Origin of the sequence: Streptomyces sp. NPDC050997, from assembly GCF_040660135.1 — a bacterium.
Taxonomy (GTDB): domain Bacteria; phylum Actinomycetota; class Actinomycetes; order Streptomycetales; family Streptomycetaceae; genus Streptomyces.
In genome coordinates, this window is record NZ_JBFAGK010000001.1 from 539,830 (window position 1) to 561,021 (window position 21,192).

The window sequence follows — 21,192 nt, forward strand, 5'->3', positions numbered from 1 at the left end:
GCGGATCACCCGTTGTCCTTCTGGAAGCGGTCGTACGCCTTGTTGTGCGTGTCGACGAGCTGCTGCATGTTCTTGGCCTTCAACTCGGCGACGTACGCGTCCCATTCGGACAGCGGGCGCTTGCCGAGGACGAACTTGAGGGTGTTCTGGATGGCGTGGTCCTTGAGAGGCGTCTCCCAGAGCGTCGCCTGTTCCTGCTCCACGGACTGCAGCGGGTGGGCCGGATCGATCGGCAGCTCCTTGCGCTGGGCCATGGCGTCCTGGAACTTCTTCTCGTCCGGGCTGAACGAGGAGGAGACCAGGTCCCAGCTGCCGCCGTAGGTGAAGACGCCGTTGAAGAAGCCGTAGTCCTTCTGCAGGTCCTTCGGGGCGTCCGGGTCGGAGCCCATGAGGGAGATGCCGGGCTCCAGCTTGTACTGACCGCCGGACTCGGTGTAAGTGGTGCCCTTGACACCCCACTTGCACAGCTTCTGTCCTTCGTCCGAGTACCAGAGCCAGTCGACGAACTGCATCATCGCGACGAAGGTGTCGCTCTTGAGGGCCTTGCTGGAGATCATGACGCCGTTCTCCAGGCGGTTGCCGCCGATCACCACCGGGCCCGCCGGACCGAGCGGCACCGGCACCATCTCGATCTTCGCGCCCTCGACCTGCTTCTCCAGGTTGTAGCGGTAGTTCTGCACCAGTTCCTGCGGGTTGGCGCTGATCACGTAGGACTTCTCGGCCAGCAGCTTCTGTACCGCCTGGTCGTCCTGCTGGGTGAAGCTCTCCGGGTCGAGAAGCTTCTCGGCGACGATCTTTCTCAGGTACTCGACCATCTGGCGCCAGGTGTCCGTCGCCGCGGTGAAGACGAACTTCTTCGCCTCGGTGTCGAAGCCGATGTTGTCGTACGACCAGCCCGCCTTGACCCCGTACGCCTGGCCGAGGTAGCTGAACAACGCGCCGCACGGGAAGGGGGTGTTGGTGCTCCAGCGGTCGGTCCAGGGGTACTTGTCGGGATACTCCGCCTTGAGCGCCTTGAGAACCTCGTACACCTCGTCCCAGGTGGTGGGCAGGGTCAGGCCATGCTTGTCGAGGACGTCCGTGCGGAAGGACAGCGAGTAGCCGGACTTGACTTTCTCGTGCAGTCCGGGCAACAGGTAGTACTTCCCGTCGGACTGGCGTATGGAGTCGAGCTCGGGTTCGAGCTTCCACTTCCGCACCTTGTCCTGGAAGTTGGGCATCAGGTGGACGTAGTCGCTGACCGGGAGGATCGCGCCCGAGGACACGAACGCGGCCTCGGAGGGGTGGTACGTCTTGGGGATCAGGAAGGGGGCGTCGCCCGCGCCGATGAGGACGCTGCGCTTCTTCTCGTAGTCCGCCAGCGGGACGTCGAGGGGCTTCAGGGTGATCCCGGTGCGCTGGGTGACCTCCTTCCAGAACAGCCAGCCGCTCTTCAACGGGTAGACCGGGTTGTTGTTGTGCAGGAGCGAGAAGGACAGCGGCTTGGCCGCCTTGAACTGCTGGCCGGCGCGGTAGTTCTTCATCGCGCCGTTCTGCTTCTTGGACAGGTCCTTGCTGTCCCCGCCGTCGTCGCCGCTGCCGCAGCCGGTGAGGGCGGCGAGGCCGACGAAGCCCGCGGCGGAGAGGATCTGCCGACGGGACAGTTGGCCGGTGTTCTTCTGCCCTGCGTTCTTCACGGAGATACTCCCTTGTACCGTAAGTGAATTGACGTAGCGTCAGATCTGTCTTGGCCCTCAGCCCTTGACCGCGCCGAGCATCACGCCCGAGACGAAGTAGCGCTGGACGAACGGATACACGCAGAGGATCGGCAGCGCGGTGAGCACGATGGTGACCGCCTGGATGTTCGCCCCGACCTGACTGAGCTGCTCCGTGCCGGCACCGGCGTTGCCGCCGCCGGTGGCACCCTGGATGAGATTGCGCAGATAGACGGTGACCGGCATCAGGTCCGTCTGGTCCATGTAGAGGAACGCGCTGAACCAGGAGTTCCAGAAGGAGACCGTGTAGAAGAGCAGCATCGTCGCGACGACCGCCTTGGACAGCGGCAGCACGATCCTGAGCAGGATGCCGTAGGTGCTCAGACCGTCGAGCTGCGCGGCCTCCTCCAGGTCGGTCGGCAGGTTCTCGAAGAAGGCCTTCATCACCAGCAGGTTGAAGACGCTGATCGCGTTGGGCAGCGCGATGGCCCAGACGCCGTTCTTCAGGCCGAGGGTGGTGACCAGGACATAGTTGGGGATCAGTCCGCCGGTGAAGAACATGGTGAACACGGCGACGCCGACGAGCGCGGTGCGGCCCTTGAGGTGCTTCTTCGACAGGACGTAGGCGTAACAGGTCGTCAGCACCATGGCGACGGCGGTCGACACGACCGTGTAGAGCACGGTGTTGCCGTAGTTCCGCCAGAACATCGTGTCCTGGAACACGATCTTGTACGTGGTGAGGTTGAACCCCTTGGGCCACAAGGTGACTTCACCGGCCCGGATCTGACGCTCCCCGCTGAAGGACCTCGCGACGATGTTGACGAAGGGGTACAGGGTCACGACCACCACGAGAGTGAGGATCACCCCGTTGACGCCCTGGAAGACGCGATAGCCGCGCGTGGGCCGGTTGACACTCACCACAGGCTGGTCCCCACTGTGCGGCGCGAGAGCGTGTTGGCGGACGTGATCAGGACCAGGCCGATGACCGCCTCGAACAGACCGATGGCGGCGGCGTAGCTGAAGCTGTTGGACTCGACACCGGTCCGGTAGACGTACGTGGAGATCACGTCGGAGGTCTGGTAGGTCAGCGGGTTGTACAGCAGCAGGACCTTCTCGAAGCCGACCGCCATGAACGTGCCGATGTTGAGGATCAGCAGCGTGACCATGGTGGGGCGGATGCCGGGCAGGGTGACGTGCCAGATCTGCTGCCAGCGGTTGGCGCCATCGATGCGCGCGGCCTCGTACAGGTCCTCGTCGATCGTGGTGAGCGCGGCGAGGTAGAGGATCGTGCCCCAGCCGGCGGTCTGCCAGATCTCCGAGCCGACGTAGATCGTGCGGAACCACTCCGGTTCCTGGATGAACCGGATCGGGTCGTGGCCGAACCAGCCGAGGACGAGGTTGACCGGGCCGTCCGTGGCGAGCATCTGCATCGTGACGCCCGCGACGATCACGATCGACAGAAAGTGCGGAAGGTACGACACCGACTGCACGAACCGCTTCAGCGACCGTCTGCGCACCTCGTTGAGCAGCAGCGCCAGCACGATCGGGATCGGGAAGCAGAAGACGAGCGTCAGCCCGCCGAGCCACAGGGTGTTGCGGAAGACCTGCCAGAAGGTGGGATCGCTGAGGAACATCTCGACATAACGCAGACCCACCCACTGCTCGCCGAACATCGAACCGCCCGGCTCGAAGCGCCGGAAGGCGATCACGTTGCCGATCATCGGCAGATAGCGGAAGACGAGGAAGAACAGCAGGGGCAGTACGGCGAGCGAGTACAGCTGCCAGTCCCGGCGCAGTGCCCGCCGCCAGCCGGGGCGCGCGGGTGTCCGTGCGCGGCGACGGGGTGCTGCTCTGGCCGGTGGCGGGTCCTGGGTGCCCGGCGGTGGGGCCGATGTGGTGGACGTGCTCATGCTCGGGCCTCCCGTGGCATGGGACGCGGAACCGAAACTTTCGAGCTCTTACCGGTAACTTCGCGGCAACTTAGGGGCAGCAGAAAGCGCTGTCAATGGGGGCTGCAGAAGGGAAGGTTGGGCGGTGAGACGGTTGTGCCGCCCTGGATTCACCACGGGGCGAGGGTGGAAGGGATGAAGGGATCGGCGTGGTGACGTCGGAACTTTCTGACTTCTGACCGCAACGATCGGACCGAGCCGTCCTGTTGACGCCTGTGAGGTGCCGCTGTGCCAGCGTTCGACCTGCCGCTGACGGAACTCGAGCACTACCGACCGGAGCCCGAGGAGCCCGCCGACTTCGACGAGTTCTGGCTGAGCACGCTCAAGGAGGCCGGGCAGACTGACCCGGTGGTCTCGGCGCGGCGGGTGGCGACCGGTCTACGGCTGACGGAGACCTGGGACGTGACCTTCCGCGGCTTCGCCGGCGAGTCGGTGCGGGCCTGGTTCAGCAGACCGGCCAACGTGCCCCAGCCGCTGCCGGCCGTCGTCGAGTACGCCGGCTACGGCCGTGGTCGAGGCCTCCCCCACGAGCGGCTGACCTGGGTGAACGCCGGGTACGCGCATCTGCTGATGGACAACCGGGGCCAGGGTGACCAGTACGGCTGCGGCGGCGACACCCCGGACCCGTACGCGGGCGCGCCGGGCGGCCCGGGCCCGGCGGTACGCGGTCTGCTCGCCCCCCGGGACCACCACTACCGCCGCCTGATCACGGACGCGGTCCGCGCGGTGGCCGCGGTCCGGGCGCTGCCGGGGGTGGACGCGTCCCGGACCGTCGCCGTCGGCAACAGCCAGGGCGGCGGACTCGCCCTCGCCGTCGCCGGACTGGTCCCGGATCTCGCGGCGGTCCTGGTCACCGCGCCCTTCCTGTGCGGGATCCGGCGGGCACTGGACCTCACCGACGCGGCCCCCTACGGCGAGATCACCGCGTACCTGTCCGTGCACCGGGGCGCCGAGCGGGCCGCGTACCGCACGCTCTCCTACCTGGAGGGCATCTCCTTCGCCCGGCGCGCGCAGGCCCCGGCCCACTTCGGGGTGGGCCTGCGCGACACGGTGTGCCCGCCGAGCGGGGCGTACGCCGCGTTCAACCGATACGGGGAGTCGAGGGGCGTGGATCCCCGCGAGGAGGCCCCCGGCGAGAGGACGGTCCGCACGGAGCCCGGCCGCGAGGGGACTGGCAGCCGGAAGACCGTCCGCAAGGAGATCCACGCCTATCCGTACAACGGTCACGAAGGCGGCGACGCCGTGCACGTCCGCCGCCAACTCGACTGGCTGGCGGACGTGTCGGGAGTCCCCGGGGTCAGCCCAGAGCCAGCGTGAACACGTGCAGGTCCGCGTTCTTCGGCAGTCGCACGCTCGCGATCCGCTTGCCGTCCGGTGCCGTGAACGGCCGGGTGGCGAAGACATACGTGGCCACCGGGTCGCGGTCCGCGCCCGCCACGTTCCGGTAGGCGGCCCGGGCGACCACCTCGTTGCCGAACTGGACGGTGCCGCCGCCTCCGCCGACGGTCCAGTCGGTGAAGGAGAGGTCCGCGGTGCCGGTGCTCCCGTCGGTGTAGGTGACGGTGGCCTCGGTCTGCTGGTTGCCGTTGACCGCGCTGCCGACGAAGGACAACGTGGCCGCCGGTTCCGGGAGTTGGATGGTCTGGCCGGCCGCCGAGGCGTTGTCGGGCCGTCCGCCGGGTGAGTTCGGCCAGGTGAAGGCCAGCCCGGCGACGGTGCCCCGCTGCCCGGGGGTCAGTCCGGCCGCTGCGAGCGCCTGCCGGGAGTAGCTCCAGCCGCCGCCGTCGAAGTCGGCCTCGTCGTGGTCGCCGGAGTCGTCCGAGACGCCGGTGTTGTCGTACGCGGCCAGGAGGGTGCCGGGGGCGGCGACGGTGAGGGACACCGGCTGTTCGTACGAGGTGCCGTCCGAGGTGACGGTGACCTTGACGTCGTGGAAGCCCTGCACGGTGTCCTCGGACGTGCTCAGCGTGATCTCCTGGAACCCGTCGGCCACCGTTCCCTCGGCGGGGACGGCGGTGACGCCCTCGGGAGTCTCGACCGCGAAGCGGACCTCGGGCCCCGCTCCCCCGCTCATCGACAGGGCGCGGACACCGACCTTCGCGCTGCCGCCCGGCGCGAGGGTGGCCGTGGTCGGGCCGACGCCGACCTGGTACGGCTGCTCGCCCTCACGGAAGGACGGCGGAGCCGCCGAGCTGCCCCAGTCCTTGTCCGGCGTTCCGGAGAGCGTGTAGTCGAGGCGCCCGCCGTCCCGCACGAACGAGGCCGGCAGCCAAGGGCGCTCGCTGGTACGGCCGTTGACCTTCAGGGAGCTGATGTACGGGGCCCGCTCCGCCGCCCCCGCCGCGTGCACGGAGATGTCGTCGCCGCCCGGCCGGTCGATCTCGATCCGCGGGAACAGCGGTGAGCCGAGGACGAGTTCGGCACGGGAGGGCACCTGCGGGTACATACCGAGCGCGGAGAACACGTACCAGGCCGACATCGCGCCGAGGTCGTCGTTGCCGGGGATACCGCCGGGCTGTGTGGACCACAGGGCGCTCATCGCGGCCCGGACCGTCTCCTGTGTCTTGTAGGGCGCGCCCGCGTAGGCGTACAGGTAGGGCACGTTGATGGACGGTTCGTTGTCCAGTTCGGACTTGGCGCCGCCGCTGCCGGTGAAGGCCCAGCCGCCGTCGGCGTCGTGGAAGAAGGTGTCGAGGCGTTCCAGGGCCTTGTCCCTGCCGCCCATCGCCGCGAACAGACCGGCCGGGTTGTGCTGGACCATCCAGGTGTACTGGGCAGCCGAGCCCTCGACGAAGCCGTTGCCGGTGGCGGGGGTGAATCCGGTGACCCAGCTGCCGTCGGCCTTGCGGTTGGCGATGTAGCCGCCACTCGGATCGGCCGCGATGTTGAAGTTGTTCTGCCACCACTGGGCGCGGGCGGCGAAGCTGTCGGCGGTGCCCTTCTGCCCTGCCTCGCGGGCCAGTTGGGAGAGGGCGAAGTCGGCGCCGGACATCTCCAGTGTCTCGGCGGCGCCGCCCCAGGCGTTGGAGACGGACGGCATGTAGTGGAGCCTCAGGTACTTGTCGAGGGACGGGCGCTGGCCGACGGACAGCACCGGCTTCCCGGCCGCCGACAGGTCCTGCTCGGTGGGCACGGTCGCCGCCCTGACCAGTGAGGCGAGGCTTCCCCGCAGGTCGAAGTCGGTGCCGCCGAAGGCGCGGATGCCGGCCAGGGCGATGGGCGAGGGGTCGCCGTTCATGACGTGGGTCCCGCTCGCGCCGTGCAGCCAGCGGTCCCAGACTCCGCCGTTCTGCTCGGCCAGTTCGTACAGCGACTGCGCGATGTCCGAGCCGGTGCGCGGGTTGAGCAGGGTCAGCAGCTGCACCTGGTCGCGGTAGACGTCCCAGCCGGAGAAGGTACCGTACTGGGCCTGGTGGCCCCGGGTGACGGTGTGGAGCTTGCCGTCGCCGCCCCGGTATCTGCGGTCGGCGTCGCTGATGACGTTCGGATGCAGGAGGGCGTGGTACAGCGCGGTGTAGAAGGTGGTGCGCTCGTCGTCGGTGCCGCCGCCCACCCTGATCGCATCCAGCCGGTCGCGCCAGGCGCGGCGGGCCGCGTCCCTCACCGAGTCGAAGGAGCGCCGGGGCGGGTTCTCGGCGGCGAGGTTGGCCTCGGCGCCGGCCGCGCTGACGTACGAGATGCCGACCTTGACGCCCACCGGGCCGGTGCCGGGCTCGAACTCGACGTACCCGCCCGCGCCCTTGCCCGCGACCGGCCGCCCGCCGTTCCCGAACCCGCCGGTGCCGCCGCTCGCGGAGGTCGAACCCGGGCTCAGTGTGTCGTCCTGCCAGGTGCCGGTCGCCTTGAAGGGACGGTCGAAGTGGGCGGTGAAGTGGACGGTGTAGTAGGAGCGTTGGCCCTCGGGGTCGAGGTAGCCGCAGAAGTTGCCGGAGGTGACGGAGCCGGAGACCGTACGGGCGGCCGGGTCGATCTCGATCGACGAGTCGGCGGAGCCCACCTCGGAGTTGGCGGTCCGGATGAGGAGGGAGGCGGGCTTGTCGGCCGGGAAGGTGAAGCGGCCCGAGCCCGTGCGGGCGGTCGCCGTGAGGTCGGCGGTGACGCCGGACGCGAGGCCCACCTTGTAGTGGCCGGGCTCGGCCGTCTCGTCGGCGTGGCTGAAGTCGGCGGCGTACACCGCGTCGTCGGTGTCGCTCGCCGGGGATGTGGTGACCTCGCCGGCGTACGGGAAGAACGGGATGTCCCCGCTGCCGCCCGCGCAGCCGGTGCCGGACATATGGGTGAGGGAGAAGCCGCGGACGCGGGTGGCGTCGTACTGGTAGCCGCCGGGTGCGGCCGTTCTGGTGGCGTCGCCGCGGGTGTTCTCGGGGCTGAAGGAGAGCATGCCGAACGGGACGACGGCGCCCGGGAAGACATTGCCTCCGTTCCTGGTGCCGATGAGCGGGTCGACGTACGCGGTGGGGTCGTCCACCAGGCCGGTGGGCGCCGCGAGGGCGGGGGTGGCGCCGGCGACCGCGAGAACGGCCGCCAGCAGCAAGGACGTAGGACGGAAGCGCATGACGCGGCCCCTCCTCCTTCGGACGGGTCGCGCACCACGGGTCGCACAAGCCGCAGGGACAGTAGCGTGCCTCACCGGTACCACGGAAGAGGGCCTGCGGTCCTGGAGCCGCGCGGCAGGGGCCACCCGGACGGCTCAGCTCGTCAACTGGGTTGACATCGTTGTCTGTTGTCGCGATAGAGTCATGCACACACCATTTCGACAACGTTGTCGCACCACGGTCTCGCCACAAGCCACGCCCCACCGGATCGGCCCACCCCACCCCTTCGCCGACCCGGCTCGCGGACCCGGTGGCACTCTTCACCCACCGGGTCCGCCCTGAGCGACGGTTCGGAACGACGGACAGCCGACGGCGGTTCAGGCGGTGGTGGTTCAGCCGACCCGGCAGGGAAGTGTCGTCGTCGCGTCACCGCCGGACCCGGAGACGACGTAGCCGAACGTCGTACTCTTCCCCGGATCCAGTGAGCCGTTCCAGTTGGCGTTGTGCACCATCACGTTCTGTCCGCTGTAGGTGGCGTTGCCGCTCCACAGGCTCTCGACCTTCTGGCCGGCCGGCAGCGTCCAGTCGACCATCCAGCCCAGCATCGGGACGTCGCCGGAGTTGGTGACGGTCACCTCGGACTGGTATCCGCCGCTCCAACTGCCCGTCGTCCTACGGGTGGCCGTGCAGGTGCCCGGCACCGGCTCGCTCGGGTTGCCCGGCTCGTGGATACCGGTGACCTCGCCGTTGCCGCCGTCGAAGACGACGTCGGAGCAGGAGTAGAAGGTCTCCGCGCTGTCCGAACGCTGCCACACCATGTAGATGATGTGCCGCCCCGACTTGTTGGCCGGGAGCTGGCCGGTCCAGGAGTAGTTGGCCTCGACCGTGCCCGGACTGCCGTTGAGCGGCGGGTGGTCGACGCTCAGGAAGGGCTGCGACTCCATGACGTCCCAGGTGAGCGTCTTCTTGGGGTCGAAGCCGTCCTTGGTGACGTAGACGTAGAACCAACCAGGGTGCGCGGCCCAGGCGTTGTAGGAGAAGTCGACCGTCTTGCCCGAGGTGAGATGGGTGAGCGGCCAGTCGTCGCGGGCCGCGTTGAAGCCCGTGAAGTTGGTGTTGCCGCCGCTGCACAGCTCACCGTCCGGCACGAAGCCGCGGGTGCGACCGGCGCCGTCCGAGCGCAGCACCGAGAACCAGTTGTAGAACGGCGTGGTTCCGCTGACCTGTTGCGCGTTCTTGCAGGCGGGGTTGATCGGTTTGATCTCACCGGTGTCGGTCAGCCCGTCCTGCCAGCACAGGAAGGTGCGGCTGGCGGGCTTCATCGGGGTGCCGTGCGCCTCCGCCTCACCGCCGGCCGTGACGACCAGGCTGAGCGCCGGGATCGTGGCCAGCAGGGAGACCAGCACGAGGAAGAGGGCGCGGGCGCGGGTGGGGAGCGGGAAGCGGGGGGCGGGCAGTGATCGGCGTGGGGAGTCCGGAGACTCCCCTCCTAATCTTGTCGTGATCATGACAGATCAGTCCGTTCCTTGAGGTACGGGCCGTGGATGCGTGTGCGCGAATGCGTGTGCGCGAATGCGCGTGCGCGGATGCGCGTATGTGGATGCGCGTATGTGGATGCGCGTGCGGATGCGGGGGGTGGGAGCGACCTCGGGGCGGGTTCCGGTCCACCACGTGGGAGCGCTCCCACCCACCTGTCTGGGAAGCTAGCGCCGAGCGGCCGACTTGTAAACGGCTGGCGCACGGGGGTTGTTGGGCGCTGCGCTCGTCAGGAGCCGCCTACGTGGAAGATGGGGCCGCCGACGAGGCGTACTCGCTCGGGGAGTCTGTCGGCCGGTCCGGGCGTACCGAGAACGCCGTGTCGCCCGCCACGGCCACGATCGCGTCCTTGACGAGCAGCAGACTCGGGATCGTGTTCTGCGCCGAGACTCCCGGGTCGTCGAGCTTGTCGCTGCTCCATTGCGCCGTCCCGGTGTCCCGGTCGAGCGCGAGGAGGCGGCCGTAGCGGTTGGCGAAGTAGAGGGCGTCGTACGTCGTGGACAGTACCGGCGCGGACAGGTTCTCGACCTGTGTGCCCTGCTGCCACAGGCGCGCCCCGTCGGTCGCCCTGATCGCGGTGACGGTTCCGTCGGGGCGGACGAAGTACACAGTGCCGTCGACGAGGCCGGCCTCGCCGCGCGGGATGTCCGGCAGGGGAGTCCGGACGGCCTTGCCTTCGACCGGGTTCACCTGCAGCAGGGCCGCATACGGCTCGTCCCGCCCGTCGTTCGACTCGGACTCGGTGCTCTTCCGCTCCGCGAACAGCGGCTGCCCGTCGACGGCGCCGAGCGGCGTCGCTGTCAGGGGCAGCGAGGCGATCTCCTGTGCCGTGCCGTCGGCCGGGGCGAGCCGCAGGAGACCGGCCGGGCCCGTGGTGGGGTCGACGGCGTCGGTGCACACACCGTAGGGGGCGCCGCCCAGGACCATCGGGGCGCAGCTGGTGCCGGCCGTCGACTTCGCCGGGGTTCGCCACAGGTCCTTGCCCGTCCGGGCGTCGAGCGCGACGAGCTCCGACCTCTTGTCCGACATCGTCAGGACGCCGCCGTCGAAGAGGGCGGCGGGGTGGCCCGTGTCGACGGTGCGGATCCAGACCCGCTTCCCGGTGTCCGCGTCGATGGCGATCACCTGCTGGTCCGCGTTCACCTCGTCCGGCTGCTCGTACGCGTACACGATCCCGTCGCGTACGCCGAGGGGCCGGTCGGCCGCCTGTGCGCTGCTGCCGTAGCGCCACTCGACGCGGCCGGTGGCGGCCGCTATCCGGGCGACGGTGAAGCCGGTCCCCGCGCAGTACAGGGAGGCTCCGGCGGACACGCAGCCGGCATCCACGGCGCTCACGTCGATGGCCGTGGGCTCCCCCTTCACGGGGCTCGTGAGCTTCGCCTGCCAGGGCCGCCAGCCGGCCGGGAGCTCCGGGCCGGCATCGGCGGCGGCGGCATCGTCGGTGGTGTCCGGGCTCGTCGCCAGGTGGTACGCCGACACCCCCGCCGCGGTGACGGCCAGAGCGGCGGCGAGGACGACGAAGCGGCGCACCCGGCGTCCGCGGCGTCCCTGGCCGCCGGCCCGGGTGGCGGCGCCGGCGGCGGTGGTGTTCGGCGTCACCGTCGTGCCGCTGGGGCCTCGGGAGGTCCCCCGGAACGCCGGGACGGTCGGCGGCGCCCCCGTCGCGGTGTCGGGAAGGGTCATGAACATCCGGTGCAGTTCGGCCAGTTGGGGTCTGGCGGCCGCATCCTTGTCCAGGCAGCGCTCGACCATGGTCCGCAGCGGCTCCGGTACACCGTCCAGGGAGGGCTGCTCGTGCACCACCTGATAGCCCGTCATATACGGGCTGCCGCCGTCGAAGGGACGGTTGCCGGTGGACGCGTACACCAGCAGCGAGCCCAGCGAGAACACGTCCGAGGCCGCGGTGACGTCCCGGGGCGAGGCGAACTGTTCCGGGGACATGAAGGGCGGGGTGCCGATCAGGTGGCCGGTCATCGTGAGGGCCTCGTTGTCGGCGGCGCGGGAGATGCCGAAGTCGATGACGCGCGGGCCGTCCTCGGCCATCAGGACGTTGCTCGGCTTCAGGTCCCGGTGCACGACACCGGCCTGGTGGATGTCCCGCAGCGCCTCGACGAGGCCGAGGGCGAGGGTGCGCAGAGCGCGGCCGCCCAGCCTGCCCTCCTTGGCAACGATGTCCTCCAGTGTGCGGCCGGGCACGTACAGCGTTGCCATCCACGGCAGTTCGGCGTCGGGGTCGGCGTCCACCACGGGGGCGGTGAAGGCCCCGCTGACCCGTCGGGCCGCCGCGATCTCCTGCCGGAAGCGGGTCCGGAACTCCTCGTCCTGGGCGTACTGCGTGTGGACGACCTTGACCGCGACCTGGCGGCCCGAGGCCGAGCGTGCGAGGTAGACCACTCCCATGCCGCCGCTGCCGAGCCGGTCGACGAGGGTGTAGCCGCCTATGGACCCGATGGACTCCGGCTCCCCCGTGCTCAGCGACATGTGCCGGGCGCCCTTCCTGAATCCCCTGTACCTCACGGCTGTTCGGACGCATCACCCTAGTGCCTCACCCTGAGGGCCGCGACGCGGAGGCTCCCGTACCGACGCCTCCGGCTCCGCATTTCGACCCCACCTTCAAGACCTACGGCACCGCCGATTCCCGTGACCGAAGGGGGCGTTGGCACTCCTCGGCCACAGGATTCCCTTGAGTCGCCTTCCGCGCAGCGCCCACTCTGATCACTGGCTTCCGCTCACCAGGCCGGAAGCGACGTCAGCGTTCAGGGGAGGACGCCACCCATGCGAAGACTCAACGCCCTCTGGGCTGTGGCAGGAGCGGCCGGACTACTCACGGGCGCGGTCACGCCCGCCGCGGCCGGTTCCGGATCGCAGATCACCGCGCCGGACGCCACGCCCGTGCGGAGCGGCGCCGGGACCGGTGCCACGAACACGCAGACCGTCACCCTCATCACCGGCGACACCGTGTCGCTGAGCGTGGGCCCGGACGGCAAGTACGCCATCGACGTCCAGCGCGGCAAGGGCCGCGAGGCCGCCACCTTCGTGTCGAGCGAGAAGGACGGCGAGGTCAGTGTCCTGCCGGCGGACGCGATCCCGCTGGTGAACGCGGGCCGTCTCGACCCGGCCCTGTTCAACGTCACCCAGCTCGTGAAGCAGGGTTACGCGGACGCGAAGACCGGCGCCACCCCGGTGATCGCGACGTACGCGAAGGGCAGCGCGACCCCTGACGGTGCGCGCCGGACGCTCCCGCTGCCCACGATCGACGGGGCCGCGCTCAGCGCGAGGAAGTCGACCGCCTTCTCGGCGGACATCGCGCCCACGCTCGAATGGCCGCCGCCCCGTGAAGGACGACGGCCAGGACCCTGGGCACTCAGCCCGAGGGGCACATCACTTGCGGATCAGGCTGCGCGCCCGCCTCGATGCCGTGCCCCGGTGCCAGGGCTCGCAGGACCGTGCCGTCGGAACGGGTCTGGATGAGGTTCGCCCAGCCGCCCGGCTGGCCGCGCAGCGCACTGAAGAAGGCGTTGTAGCCGCCGGGCTTCAGGTGGCCGGTGTTCTTCACAGTGCCGTCGGCGGCCTTCACGCCGACCGCGTACGGCGCGGAGAACATGTCGACCTGGGTGCTGTTGATCCACAGGCCGGAGTCGTTGAGGGTGTACTCGGTCCAGTTGAACAGGATGTTCCTGTTGGGGTCGGACGGGTTCTGCACCGCGGGCTGTACGAGTCCGCCGGTGGTCAGCTTGAAGACGAGCTTCCGACCGTAGGAGAAGTAGACCCGGCCAGAGAACTTCGGCATCTGGAGCGTCATGGTCTGGCCGCTCGCCGGTCCCGCGATCGACGCGTCGGGCGCGTCGGTCGGCGGGTTGCCGCCGGCGGGCCAGGCGTGGAACGTGCCGTTCGCGTCGGCCCAGCCCTGCTGGCCCGTGCTGAGCAGGGTGCCGATGTTGTAGACGTAGACCTGGTCACCGCGCCCCGAGTTGTTGCTGATCGTCAACGGGATGGTGGTGGACACGGCGGCCTGGGCCTGACTGCCGGTACCCGTCCAGGTGACACCCAGGCAGATGGCCAGGGCTGTCAGCACGGCGGCCAGCGTCCTTCGCGTCACGGGGATGGACACGTTGTTCTCCTTGTCGGACCTTGATGCGGGGTTGTGGGGGGAGAGGGGGAGGGGGAGGGGGGAGGGCGGACCGGCGGCGTGGCCGGACGAGTGAGCGCGCGGTCAGCCGATGGTGACGCCGCCGGCGACGCGTCCGAGGTCGTTCCAGGCGCCGTGCCCGTCCCCGCCCTGCCAGGCGTAGACGGTGGCGGCGTTGGTCGTGTTGTCCCCGAGGACGTAGTCGGCGTTGCCGTCGCCGGTGAAGTCGGCCGTGGACACGCGGGTGGCGTCAGCGGTCAGCCCGGAGGCGACCTGCCCCAGCCCCAGCCAGCCGCCGCGGCCGTCGCCGCCCCGGTTGAGGTAGGCCGAGAGGGCGCCGGTGGAACTCAGCCACGTGTAGTCGGCGCGGTCGTCCCCGTCGAGGTCCGCGAAGCGCACCTTGGAGGCGTCGGCCGTCAGGCCCGAGGCGATCTGGCCCAGGGGCGACCAGCCGCCATGGCCGTCACCGCCCCGGTTGAGCCACGCCGACACCGCGCCGGTGGAGCCGAGCAGGACGTAGTCGGTCCGGCCGTCGCCGTCGATGTCGGCGAACTTCACCTGGGCGGGGTCGGTGGTCTGGCCGGTGGTGACCTGGCCGAGGACGGACCAGCCGCCGTGGCCGTCACCACCTCGGTTGAGGTAGACCGTCACCGCGCCGGTGGAGCCGAGGTCGATGTAGTCGGCTCGTCCGTCGCCGTCGAAGTCGGCGAAGCGGACGCGGCCCGCGTCGGCCGTCAGGCCCGAGGCGACCTGATCCAGTGGCGACCAGCCGCCGCGCCCGTCACCACCTCGGTTGAGCCACACCGACACCGCGCCGGTGGAGCTGAGCAGGACGTAGTCGCTCCGGCCGTCGCCGTCGAAGTCCGCCCACCGGACGTTGCCGGTGGTGCCGGACTCGGTGCTCGCGTCCAACTGCCGCCTTCCGGCGGCCCATCCGGCGTCGAACACGTTGGTGAGGGCCGGGGAGAGGGCCTGTGCCATGCGCTGGTAACCGGCGTCGTTCGGGTGCAGGTCGTCGACAAACTCGGCGGAGGTCAGGGCGGGTGGGTCGACGTAGAGGAACTTCTTCCCGGCGGCCTGCTCGGTGCTCTGCAACTGCTTGGCCGCGGCGTTGTACACCGCTACCTGTGAGCCCAGGTGCGGCGTGGTCGGGATGAGGCCCAGCATGATGACGCTGGTGCCCGGCCGGTCGGCGTAGATGCGGCTCACCAGGTCGGTCAGCCGGGCGGGAGCGTTCGCGACGTCGACGTCCCGGTGGAGGTCGTTGATGCCGATGTGCAGGATCACCACGTCGGGGCGGGCCGCGGACATCCAGCCGTCGATGCCGTCGCGTATCTGGGAGATGACGTATCCGCTGTGGCCCTCGTTGGACTGGTCGGCCAGCGTGCCGGAGTTCTGCGAACCGACGAACTGCACGGTGTACGCGGACTGGCCGGCCACCAGACTCGCGAGGGGCGCCCGGTACGACGACGTGGTGGCACTTCCGACGCCCCAGGTGATCGAGTCGCCCAGGGGCATGACCCGTAGCTGAGGGACGGATGTCTGGGCGGAGACCGGTCCTGCCGGCACGAGCGCCAGGAGAACCGCGCCGACGGCGGCGAGGACTGCGGCGGATGCCCTCCGCTTCACGCGCCGGGTTCGCGTGTCGGGGTGCGCGGGTGAGCGTCTGCGGCGAACGGCCATGGAGCTTCTCCTCTGCTGGCGGCGCGGGCGGCTGGGCGGGGGGTCAGGAGGCGGCGTTCATCAGATCGAGGGCACTCTGCTGGCGGGCGGCGTCGGTCTTGTCCAGGGGGCCGTACCAGTGCAGCCCGTACTGGTCGAGCGCGTTGCGGTCGGAGGCGTAGGCCTGTGCGGCCTGCTGGCCGAGGTACGCCGTGTAGGGGCGGTCGGACAGGACCGCGTTGAGCTTCGCCAGGCCGCGTACGTCGGCGCCCTTGAAGGAGGGTCCGTCGGCGCCGCAGTCACCGCTCTCGCAGGGGTCCTCGAGGATGCCGGCCGAGGTGTTGAGCCTGCTGGAGGTGGTGTTGGCGTCGGCGATCCGACGGGCGGCGGTGAGTACGGAGGAGTCGCTGGTGGCCCTGTACAGCTCGGTCAGTCCGCCCACCAGCTGGCCCTGGTTGTACGACCACACGGTGGCGTTGCCGTTCTTGCAGGTGCTCAGGCTGATGCCGTCGCCCACCGTCTGGTCGGAGTTGACCATGCCGGTGCCCTGGAACCAGGTCCAGTCCGCCTTCGCGCGCGCAAGGTACGTCGTGTCGCCCGGGATGCGGTTGTGCAGGGCGGCGTTGAGCTCGATGTAGAGGGAGTTGGGGATGGCGTTCTTCACCGTCTTCGCGGTGCTCCACCACACCCCGCCGCCGCAGGTGCCGTCCCAGTAGGAGGCCATGTAGTCGGCGTCGGCCCGGGCCGTGGCCAGGTAGCGGCTGTCGCCGGTCAGGTCGTAGGCCGCGATCCAGGTCAGGCCCCACCAGCCGGTGTCGTCGATGTAGTCGTTGCGGAACTGCCCGCCCTGGGCGTTGAGCTGCAGGTCGTAGGTGCGGCCGATGGCGTAGGTGTAGCTCTGCATGCCGGTCACCCGGACGTTGTCGATGACGGCGTGCAGCGCGTTGGCGGAGTTCCACCAGCCGGTGGTGCTGAACAGGCCGGTGCCGTAGTCGTAGAACTGCATCTGCGCGGTGGCCGCCGCGGTGCGCCGGTCGGCGGCGTTCCAGGTGGAGCGGGCCCAGGGTGTGCAGACGATGTCGGTGCGGTCGGCGGCCTTGCCGCAGGCGCGCAGGGCGCCGACGCCGTGGTTCGCCCAGTCGTCGACGTTGTACATCATGGTCCGCCAGCCGGTCTGGCCCGCCGGGATCGTGGTGCCGCCGATCCTGCTGCCCGAGGACCAGGTGCGGCCGCCGTCGAACGAGCGGTCCATCCACACCTCGTCCGCCGGGCTGCCGTTGCCTATGGAAGCCCAGCCCATGGCGTCGGCGTCGTCGAAGTGCAGCACGAACGTGCGGGAGAAGAGCGTGGCGGTGACGGGTTTGCGGTCCTGGCTGCTGAGGGCCGGGTCCCGCGCGTCGCAGTACTTGTTGCAGACGGTCGCCTGGACTGCAGTGGTCGCTGCTACGGCGTTTTTGGATGCCGGGATCAGGACTGCCAGGGACACCGCGGTCGCGAGCAGGACGGTCCCAAGCGTGCGTGTTCTTCTTGCCTTTGACTGCATGTCAGCTCCGTCGAGGTCGGTCAGCCCAGGCGCCACTGCTGGTTGGCGCCGCCGTTGCAGGTCCACAGTTCGAGCGCGGTGCCGTTGACGTTGCCGGAGGCCTGGTCGCCGCCGGTGACGTCGAGGCAGAGGCCCGACTGGGTGCCGGTGATGGTGCCGTTGCCGTTGAAGCGCCACTGCTGGTTGGCGCCACCGGTGCAGGTCCAGAGCTGCACTTTCGTGCCGGCGGTGGTCCCGCTGCCGTTGACGTCCAGGCACTGGGTGCCGCCGTAGAGGCGCAGTTCACCGGCGGCGGTCAGGGTCACGGCCTGGTTGGCGCCGCCCCCGCAGTCCCAGATCTCGATCTTGGTGCCGGGCGTGGTCTGGCCGTCGTACGCGTCGAGGCAGCGGTTGGAGGAGGCGCCGATCAGCCGGTGCGTCGTCCCGACGCTGGTTCCGCTGCCGACGGACACCCGGTACATGACCGAGCCGTGCCCCGGGACGTTGGCCGCGATGCTGCCGCTCGTACTGCTGATCACGTGCGTCCAGAGGTTGTCGATCCGGTACGACGAGGCGGCCGGGAGGCCCACCGCGGAGGCCGAGGTGGTGATCGTGGCCGCGCTCGCGTTCTCGTTGAACAGGACCACCGACACGTCACCGTTCGCGAGGGGTTTGGTCATCACGTGCAGACCGCCCGACGAGGAGATCTCGGTGCCCTGCCTGCCCAGGGAGTCCTGGTCCACGGCGATGACGTCCTTGTTGCCGTAGAGGGAGAGGGTGGCGGCGGAGGCTGTGCGCATGTCGTTCCCGGCGATCAGCGGCGCGGCCATCTCCGACCAGAGGCTGAAGTGGGAACGGTCCTCGTTGAACGACATGCCTCTGCCGACTTCCAGCATGTCCGGGTCGTTCCAGGCGCCGGGCTTGGCGTACGGGGCCAGCTTGACGTTGGCCTTGTAGATCGACACCACCGTGGAGAAGTTGAGGTTGATGTCGTCGGTGGTGCGCCAGCTGTTGCCGACCCCCGCGCCCCACGTCCACACGCTGGCCAGGCCCCAGTTGCACAGGCTGTAGACGATCGGGCGGCCGGTGTTGGCGAGGGCGTCGCGCATGGCGGTGTAGCGCTGCTGGTCGGGCACGTTCTGGTGGTTGCAGTTGTCGTACTTGAGGTAGTCCACGCCCCAGGCGGCGAAGCTGTTGGCGTCCGTCTGCTCGTGGCCGAGGCTTCCTGGGTAGCCCTGGCAGGTGGCGGTGCCGGCGCTCTCGTAGATGCCGAGCTTGAGGCCCTTGCCGTGGACGTAGGCGGCGGTTCCGCTGATGCCGTCGGGGAACTTGACCGGGTCGGGCACCAGTTGGCCCGCGGAGTTGCGGGCCGAGGTCATCCAGCAGTCGTCGATGTTGACGTACTGGTACCCGGCGTCTTTCAGACCGGAGGAGACGAGGTAGTCGGCGGTCTGCTTGACCAGCTGCTCGGTGACGTTGCAGCCGAAGGCGTTCCAGTCGTTCCAGCCCATCGGGGGCGTCCTGGCCAGGCCGTTTTCGAGGGCTTGCGCGGGCGGTGCGGCGCGGAGCACCAGCAGAGCCGGGGCGAGGGCCAGCAGAAGCACCATCGTGAGGGCGGCGCTCAGGCGTCTCATGCGGGGGGACGGGACAGTCATACCGATGTCTCCTGTTTCGCCGTGCGGGGCCGGACGAACTCACATGCTGGACAACGTTGTCCAGTCGGGGGGCGGAGCATCTTGGAAACGTAACCATCGAGAACATCCCATCAGCCAGGTTCAGGCGTCAATGGTCCGTACCAGATTGCCCTCGGGCTTAACTACTCATGCCTGCAGGAGCGTTGACGACCCCACGGCTCAGTGGGAACGTTTCCATAACCCCATCCCTGGAGGCCCTCCCATGCCCATGTATCCCTCTCGGCGAGTGATGGTCGGTTCCGGCCTGGCCGCGATGACAACGATGGCCGCCACACCGGCGGCCGCAGCGGAACGCTCCAGCCCGGCCCAGGCGTTGTCGCGCGCCGTCGCCGCGTACGCCGCGCTCGAGAGACACTTCGACACGAACGACGGTTCCGGGCTGGTCCGCGAGCAGGTTCCGGCGGCCGCCGACGACAAGCCGTACTCGTACGAATGGCCCTTCTCGCAGGTGCACATCGCCGCACTCGACCTCACGGCCGTGGACGCGACGTACGAGTCGGCGCTGGCCGAACGGGCAACGGCGCAGGAGCACTTCTGGAACGCCGCCAGAGGCACGACCGGGCTTCCCGGATATGACTCCTACCCCGTCGCCCCGTACGGCTCGGGCGGCGACATGTTCTACGACGACAACGAATGGGTCGGCCTGGCGAAGGTCCAGCGCCATCTGCAGACCGGGGACACCGCCGCCCTGGCACGCGCGAAGGAGATCTTCGTCCTGGTCAGGTCCGGCTGGGACACCGACACGAGCCACGCAGCCCCCGGCGGCGTCTTCTGGACCCAGGCCGGCTGGAGCCGGGACCGCAACACCGTCTCGAACATGCCGGGCGCCCAACTGGCCCTGCGCCTCCACCAGATCACCGGCGAGGCCGACTATCTGGACTGGGCGAGACGTTTCTACGACTGGACGAACACGCATCTGCAGAGCCCCGGCGGCCTGTTCTGGGACCACCTCGACCTGCAGGGCACCGTCGAGAAGACCTTCTGGTCCTACAACCAGGGCGTGCCGGTCGGTGTCAACGTTCTCCTCTACGAGGTCACCCGCGACCGTGCCTATCTGCGCCGGGCCGAGCGGATTGCCGAGGCCGCGTACGCCTACTACGTCACACAGGGGCGGCTGTTCACGCAGCCCGTGCACTTCAACTCGATCTTCTTCAAGAACCTGCTGCTCCTGGAGTCCGCGACCAAGAAGGACAAGTACCACCAGGCGATGGCCGACTACGCCGACCAGGTGTGGTCCACCATGCGCGATCCCGCAACCGGCCTCGTGCACTTCAATGCGGCCGGCGGTACGGAAGCGATCCAGCAGGCGGCATTCGCGCAGGTCTACGCCGTGCTCGCGTGGCCCCGCGCCAAGTGGCGGACGCTCTACTGACTACGGGTTACTGATCTCTCCCGTGCCGCGCGTGATCAGATGGACCGGGAGGACGGTGCGGCGGGAGGGCGCGTCGTCGCCATTGATGCGGTCCAGCAGAAGGTGGGCGGCATGGCGGCCCAGTTCCTCGGTGTCGGAGGTGACCACGGTGACCGGGGTGGGGAGCATGTCGGCGAGCTTGAAGTCGTCGAAGCCGACGACCGCGATAGGGGCCTGGAGCTGCCGGCAGGCCCGTAGGACGCCCTCGGTGAGGAAGCCCGTGGTGGAGAAGACCGCGGTGGGCGGCCGGTCGGAGGTGAGCAGGGTGTGGGTAGCGGCGGAGGCCTCCTCGGTGGTGCCTCGGCGCAGAGTGACGATCAGGTCGTTGTCGGGGGTGATGCCGTTGCGGCGGAGGGCCTTGCGGTAGCCACGCAGCCGTCGGCCGGTGCTGTAGTAGGAGGGGGCGACGAGGATGGCGATCCGGCGGTGGCCCTGGTCGATGAGGTGTTGGGTGGCCTTGCGTCCGCCGTCCTCGTTGTCGACGAGGACGACGTCGGCCTCGACGCCGGTGGCCGGCCGGTCGACGAAGACGATGGGTACGTGGTCATGGCCGTTTATCTCGTTGAGGAAGGCGTGGTCACCCTGGTCGGGGACGATGATGAGCCCGGCCACGCGTCGTCCGATGAGCTCGCCCACGGCGCGGCGTTCGACCTCCGGGTCCTCGTCGGCCGTGCTGAGGAGGACTGCGTAGCCGGCCCGGTTGGCCACTTCGACGGCGGCCTTGGCGAGGGACGCGTAGAAGGGGTTGGTCAGGTCGCCGAGCAGCAGCCCGATGGTCATGGAGTTCTGCCCGGGGCGGAGCGAGCGCGCGATCTCGTTGCGCTGGTACCCGATGGCGTTGATCGCCGCGATCACACGGTCGGCCGTCTCCTCGCGGACCGTTCCGATGCCGTTGACGACGCGGGAGACGGTGACGACGGCGACTTGGGCCCGCTCCGCGACATCGCGCATCGTGGGCCTGGCGTTCTGGCGGTGCGGGGGACGACTGCTCACGTGAGGCGAAGACCAACTTTCCATCGCGTACCGGGGCCGGGGCCGCCCTCAGGATACGTTTCCGGCC

Annotated in this window: 13 protein-coding genes and 1 pseudogene; 3 read left to right on the forward strand and 11 right to left on the reverse strand. The window is 69.4% G+C overall.

The annotated features are described in order from the left end of the window. Positions 1 to 5: 5 nt before the first annotated feature. Genes AB0H86_RS02320 through AB0H86_RS02330 form a run of 3 tightly spaced genes read right to left on the reverse strand, consistent with a single transcriptional unit; the run spans position 6 to position 3,604 of the window. Positions 6 to 1,676, reverse strand: coding sequence for an extracellular solute-binding protein (locus AB0H86_RS02320; protein WP_362431898.1), 1,671 nt, complete (start codon positions 1,674 to 1,676; stop codon positions 6 to 8). Positions 1,677 to 1,733: 57 nt separating this feature from the next. Beyond that, the gene (locus AB0H86_RS02325) at positions 1,734 to 2,615 is read right to left on the reverse strand and encodes a carbohydrate ABC transporter permease (RefSeq protein ID WP_362431901.1); all 882 of its coding nucleotides are present in this window, start codon (positions 2,613 to 2,615) and stop codon (positions 1,734 to 1,736) included. Beyond that, positions 2,609 to 3,604, reverse strand: coding sequence for an ABC transporter permease subunit (locus AB0H86_RS02330; protein ID WP_362431903.1), 996 nt, complete (start codon positions 3,602 to 3,604; stop codon positions 2,609 to 2,611). The genes AB0H86_RS02325 and AB0H86_RS02330 overlap by 7 nt, the downstream gene beginning before the upstream one ends. A gap of 267 nt (positions 3,605 to 3,871) precedes the next feature. On the opposite strand from AB0H86_RS02330, the gene AB0H86_RS02335 reads away from it, so the two are divergent. Then, positions 3,872 to 4,960 (forward strand): acetylxylan esterase, encoded by a 1,089-nt coding sequence (locus AB0H86_RS02335; protein WP_362431905.1) that lies wholly within the window; start codon positions 3,872 to 3,874, stop codon positions 4,958 to 4,960. On the opposite strand, the gene AB0H86_RS02340 is transcribed toward AB0H86_RS02335, so the two are convergent. From AB0H86_RS02340 to AB0H86_RS02350, 3 genes are all read right to left on the reverse strand, one after another. After that, entirely contained in the window at positions 4,941 to 8,198 is a 3,258-nt protein-coding gene (locus AB0H86_RS02340) for a GH92 family glycosyl hydrolase (protein WP_362431908.1), read from the reverse strand. The two genes, AB0H86_RS02335 and AB0H86_RS02340, sit on opposite strands and share 20 nt — an antisense overlap. Before the next feature lie 372 nt (positions 8,199 to 8,570). Continuing rightward, positions 8,571 to 9,686 (reverse strand): lytic polysaccharide monooxygenase, encoded by a 1,116-nt coding sequence (locus tag AB0H86_RS02345; RefSeq protein WP_362431911.1) that lies wholly within the window; start codon positions 9,684 to 9,686, stop codon positions 8,571 to 8,573. 268 nt (positions 9,687 to 9,954) lie between these two features. Continuing rightward, positions 9,955 to 12,195, reverse strand: a complete 2,241-nt coding sequence (locus tag AB0H86_RS02350) for a PQQ-binding-like beta-propeller repeat protein (protein ID WP_362431915.1) — start codon at positions 12,193 to 12,195, stop codon at positions 9,955 to 9,957. A gap of 294 nt (positions 12,196 to 12,489) precedes the next feature. Between AB0H86_RS02350 and AB0H86_RS02355 the strand changes: the two genes are divergently transcribed. Continuing rightward, positions 12,490 to 13,185 (forward strand): hypothetical protein, encoded by a 696-nt coding sequence (locus AB0H86_RS02355; RefSeq protein ID WP_362431917.1) that lies wholly within the window; start codon positions 12,490 to 12,492, stop codon positions 13,183 to 13,185. Here AB0H86_RS02355 and AB0H86_RS02360 read toward each other — a convergent pair. The 4 genes and pseudogenes from AB0H86_RS02360 to AB0H86_RS02375 form a co-directional block, all read right to left on the reverse strand. Further along, positions 13,115 to 13,819: pseudogene (locus AB0H86_RS02360) on the reverse strand (beta-1,3-glucanase family protein); the annotation flags it as partial. The gene AB0H86_RS02355 and the pseudogene AB0H86_RS02360 sit on opposite strands and share 71 nt — an antisense overlap. A gap of 108 nt (positions 13,820 to 13,927) precedes the next feature. Next, the gene (locus AB0H86_RS02365) at positions 13,928 to 15,526 is read right to left on the reverse strand and encodes an FG-GAP-like repeat-containing protein (protein WP_362431919.1); all 1,599 of its coding nucleotides are present in this window, start codon (positions 15,524 to 15,526) and stop codon (positions 13,928 to 13,930) included. A 43-nt stretch (positions 15,527 to 15,569) separates the two neighbouring features. Further along, positions 15,570 to 17,048, reverse strand: coding sequence for a glycoside hydrolase family 76 protein (locus AB0H86_RS02370; protein WP_362431922.1), 1,479 nt, complete (start codon positions 17,046 to 17,048; stop codon positions 15,570 to 15,572). 20 nt (positions 17,049 to 17,068) lie between these two features. Continuing rightward, positions 17,069 to 18,682, reverse strand: a complete 1,614-nt coding sequence (locus tag AB0H86_RS02375) for an alpha-galactosidase (protein ID WP_362431924.1) — start codon at positions 18,680 to 18,682, stop codon at positions 17,069 to 17,071. 241 nt (positions 18,683 to 18,923) lie between these two features. Between AB0H86_RS02375 and AB0H86_RS02380 the strand changes: the two genes are divergently transcribed. Continuing rightward, positions 18,924 to 20,093, forward strand: a complete 1,170-nt coding sequence (locus tag AB0H86_RS02380; protein ID WP_362431927.1) for a glycoside hydrolase family 76 protein — start codon at positions 18,924 to 18,926, stop codon at positions 20,091 to 20,093. On the opposite strand, the gene AB0H86_RS02385 is transcribed toward AB0H86_RS02380, so the two are convergent. Continuing rightward, positions 20,094 to 21,125: a LacI family DNA-binding transcriptional regulator gene (locus tag AB0H86_RS02385; protein ID WP_362431929.1), complete on the reverse strand. Its 1,032-nt coding sequence runs from the start codon at positions 21,123 to 21,125 to the stop codon at positions 20,094 to 20,096. It lies immediately after the preceding gene. Positions 21,126 to 21,192 lie beyond the last annotated feature (67 nt).

What these genes read in the sequence shown, in the direction of transcription:
- AB0H86_RS02340 (WP_362431908.1), bottom strand. Translation starts at nt 8,198, where the DNA reads ATGCGCTTCCGTCCTACGTCCTTGCTGCTGGCGGCCGTTCTCGCGGTC.
- AB0H86_RS02375 (WP_362431924.1), bottom strand. Translation starts at nt 18,682, where the DNA reads ATGACTGTCCCGTCCCCCCGCATGAGACGCCTGAGCGCCGCCCTCACG.
- AB0H86_RS02345 (WP_362431911.1), bottom strand. Translation starts at nt 9,686, where the DNA reads ATGATCACGACAAGATTAGGAGGGGAGTCTCCGGACTCCCCACGCCGA.
- AB0H86_RS02350 (WP_362431915.1), bottom strand. Translation starts at nt 12,195, where the DNA reads ATGTCGCTGAGCACGGGGGAGCCGGAGTCCATCGGGTCCATAGGCGGC.
- AB0H86_RS02365 (WP_362431919.1), bottom strand. Translation starts at nt 15,526, where the DNA reads ATGGCCGTTCGCCGCAGACGCTCACCCGCGCACCCCGACACGCGAACC.
- AB0H86_RS02370 (WP_362431922.1), bottom strand. Translation starts at nt 17,048, where the DNA reads ATGCAGTCAAAGGCAAGAAGAACACGCACGCTTGGGACCGTCCTGCTC.
- AB0H86_RS02380 (WP_362431927.1), top strand. Translation starts at nt 18,924, where the DNA reads ATGCCCATGTATCCCTCTCGGCGAGTGATGGTCGGTTCCGGCCTGGCC.
- AB0H86_RS02330 (WP_362431903.1), bottom strand. Translation starts at nt 3,604, where the DNA reads ATGAGCACGTCCACCACATCGGCCCCACCGCCGGGCACCCAGGACCCG.
- AB0H86_RS02355 (WP_362431917.1), top strand. Translation starts at nt 12,490, where the DNA reads ATGCGAAGACTCAACGCCCTCTGGGCTGTGGCAGGAGCGGCCGGACTA.